The organism is Neobacillus drentensis, assembly GCF_036965425.1.
In the GTDB taxonomy this organism is placed as follows: Bacteria; Bacillota; Bacilli; order Bacillales; family Cytobacillaceae; genus Neobacillus; species Neobacillus drentensis_F.
Genome location: NZ_JBALPP010000211.1, coordinates 1 through 2,373 on the forward strand (window position 1 = coordinate 1; position 2,373 = coordinate 2,373).

Genomic DNA, 2,373 nt, shown 5'->3' on the forward strand with positions numbered 1-2,373 from the left:
GTAAAAAAAAATAAATTGTCATTTTTTAATGCGCTTACATTATAGTTTATAAGTTGTCTGTATTGTTTGAACATGTTATTCTAGCAATTGTATTAATATTTATTAACTATAAATGAGGCTAAAAGCTTACATACTTAAGTTCCTTTTAGGGGAAAATATTACAAGTCTATTTGTAAGAAAAATGACTAAAAGGACTATATTGTAAAGGCTATCATAAGCATCATTTTACTACATTTAAACTTAAAGGAGTTTGATATTAAATGGCAGAAAAACAATTTAAAGTTACAGCAGAAACAGGAATTCATGCAAGACCGGCAACACTTTTAGTGCAAACTGCAAGCAGATTTGATTCAGAAATCAATTTAGAATACAAAGGCAAAACTGTTAATTTAAAATCAATTATGGGCGTAATGTCCTTAGGAATTGGTCAAGGGTCAGATATTAAAATTTCAGCAGAGGGCTCAGACGCTGCAGATGCTCTAAATAGCCTTGAAGAAACATTGAAAAAAGAAGGATTGGCTGAATAATGACTTTTTTAAATGGAATTGCAGCATCAAACGGTATTGCAATTGCAAAAGCATACCGACTGGTTGAACCGGATTTGAATTTTGAGAACAAAACAATTGACGATCCTTCTGCTGAGGTTGAACGATTCCGTCAGGCTATGTCTAAATCTAAGTCTGAACTAGAAGCGATTCGGGACCGGGCAAAGGTAGATCTTGGTGAAGATAAAGCCGCAATCTTTGAAGCGCATTTACTTGTCCTAAGTGATCCTGAGCTTAATGCACCAATCGAGGATAAAATTCAGTCTGAAAAAGTAAATGCAGAGTCTGCTCTTAAAGAAACGGCAGATATGTTCGTTATGATGTTTGAGCAAATGGAGAATGAATACATGAAGGAACGTGCCGCTGATATCCGGGACGTAACAAAACGTGTATTGGCGCATTTACTAGGAGTTCAATTGGTGAATCCGAGCATGATTGCCGAAGAAGTAATCATTGTCGCAGAAGATTTAACACCGTCGGATACAGCACAATTGAATCGACAATTTGTCAAAGGTTTTACAACTAATATTGGCGGCCGTACATCCCATTCCGCGATTATGGCTCGGTCGATGGAAATTCCTGCAGTGGTTGGTACAAAAACTGCTACTGAGGAAATTAATAATGGCGACTTAGTTATTGTCGATGGACTCAAAGGGGAAGTACATATTAACCCAACACCTGAGCTTGTTGCTGAATATCGAAAAACACATGAAGATTATGAAGTTCAAAAAGCGGAATGGGCCAAACTTGTCAATGAGCCGACCGTTTCTGCTGATGACCAGCACGTTGAACTAGCTGCAAATATCGGAACTCCAAATGATTTAAAAGGAGTAATTGAAAATGGCGGCGAAGGTGTAGGATTATACAGAACCGAATTCCTTTACATGGGCAGGGATCAGCTTCCAACAGAGGAAGAGCAGTTTGAAGCGTATAAAGCAGTTTTAGAAGGTATGGCCGGAAAACCTGTAGTTGTTCGAACCTTAGATATCGGCGGGGATAAAGAACTGCCTTATTTAGAGTTACCAAAGGAAATGAATCCTTTCTTAGGCTTCCGTGCGATTCGTTTATGTTTGGAGGAACAAGGGATTTTCCGTACCCAGCTTCGTGCTCTTTTAAGAGCAAGCAGCTTTGGAAACCTCAAGATTATGTTCCCAATGATTGCTACATTGGATGAATTCCGTGAAGCAAAGGCAATTCTTGAAGATGAGAAACAAAAGCTTGTTTCTGAAGGTCAAAAAATAGCAGATAAGATTGAGCTTGGGATTATGGTAGAGATTCCATCTACTGCAGTACTAGCTGATCAATTTGCAAAGGAAGTTGACTTCTTCAGTATCGGAACAAACGATTTAATTCAATATACGATGGCTGCAGACCGCATGAACCAACGGGTTTCTTACCTATATCAGCCCTATAGCCCATCAATTTTACGTTTAGTAAAAATGGTCATTGATGCAGCGCACGCTGAAGGAAAATGGGCAGGTATGTGCGGCGAAATGGCAGGCGACGAAACAGCAATACCTGTTTTATTAGGTCTTGGTCTTGATGAATTCTCAATGAGTGCGACCTCCATATTAAAGGCTCGCTCTCTCATTAAGAATTTAAAGAAAACTGACATGGAAAAGCTTGCAAGCGAAGTTTTAAACATGCAAACAACCAGTCAGGTAATTGATGCTGTAAATGTGGCAACAAAATAATAAACACACAAAAAACCGACTTTAAATAGTCGGTTTTTTTTTGCTATGTTATAGGACAGTGGTGATTTTTAACACTATTGATTGGGGTGTAAATCAACAGCTAAGATTAACTGAGTTTTTTTTTTTTTTTTTTT

At 38.0% G+C, this 2,373-nt stretch carries 2 protein-coding genes; both read left to right on the plus strand.

Annotation, left to right across the window (positions count from 1 at the left end; genetic code table 11):
- The first annotated feature begins 260 nt into the window (after nucleotides 1-260).
- Nucleotides 261-527 carry a phosphocarrier protein HPr gene (locus V7161_RS30125; RefSeq protein ID WP_223595154.1) on the plus strand — a complete coding sequence of 89 codons (267 nt, stop codon included), beginning with the start codon at nucleotides 261-263 and terminating at the stop codon, nucleotides 525-527.
- Complete coding sequence (gene ptsP, locus V7161_RS30130) at nucleotides 527-2,239, plus strand: phosphoenolpyruvate--protein phosphotransferase (protein ID WP_335716434.1); 1,713 nt, start codon at nucleotides 527-529, stop codon at nucleotides 2,237-2,239. The genes V7161_RS30125 and ptsP overlap by 1 nt, the downstream gene beginning before the upstream one ends.
- Nucleotides 2,240-2,373 lie beyond the last annotated feature (134 nt).

Coding starts and splice junctions, on each gene's coding strand:
- ptsP (WP_335716434.1), top strand. CDS start 527: ATGACTTTTTTAAATGGAATTGCAGCATCAAACGGTATTGCAATTGCA.
- V7161_RS30125 (WP_223595154.1), top strand. CDS start 261: ATGGCAGAAAAACAATTTAAAGTTACAGCAGAAACAGGAATTCATGCA.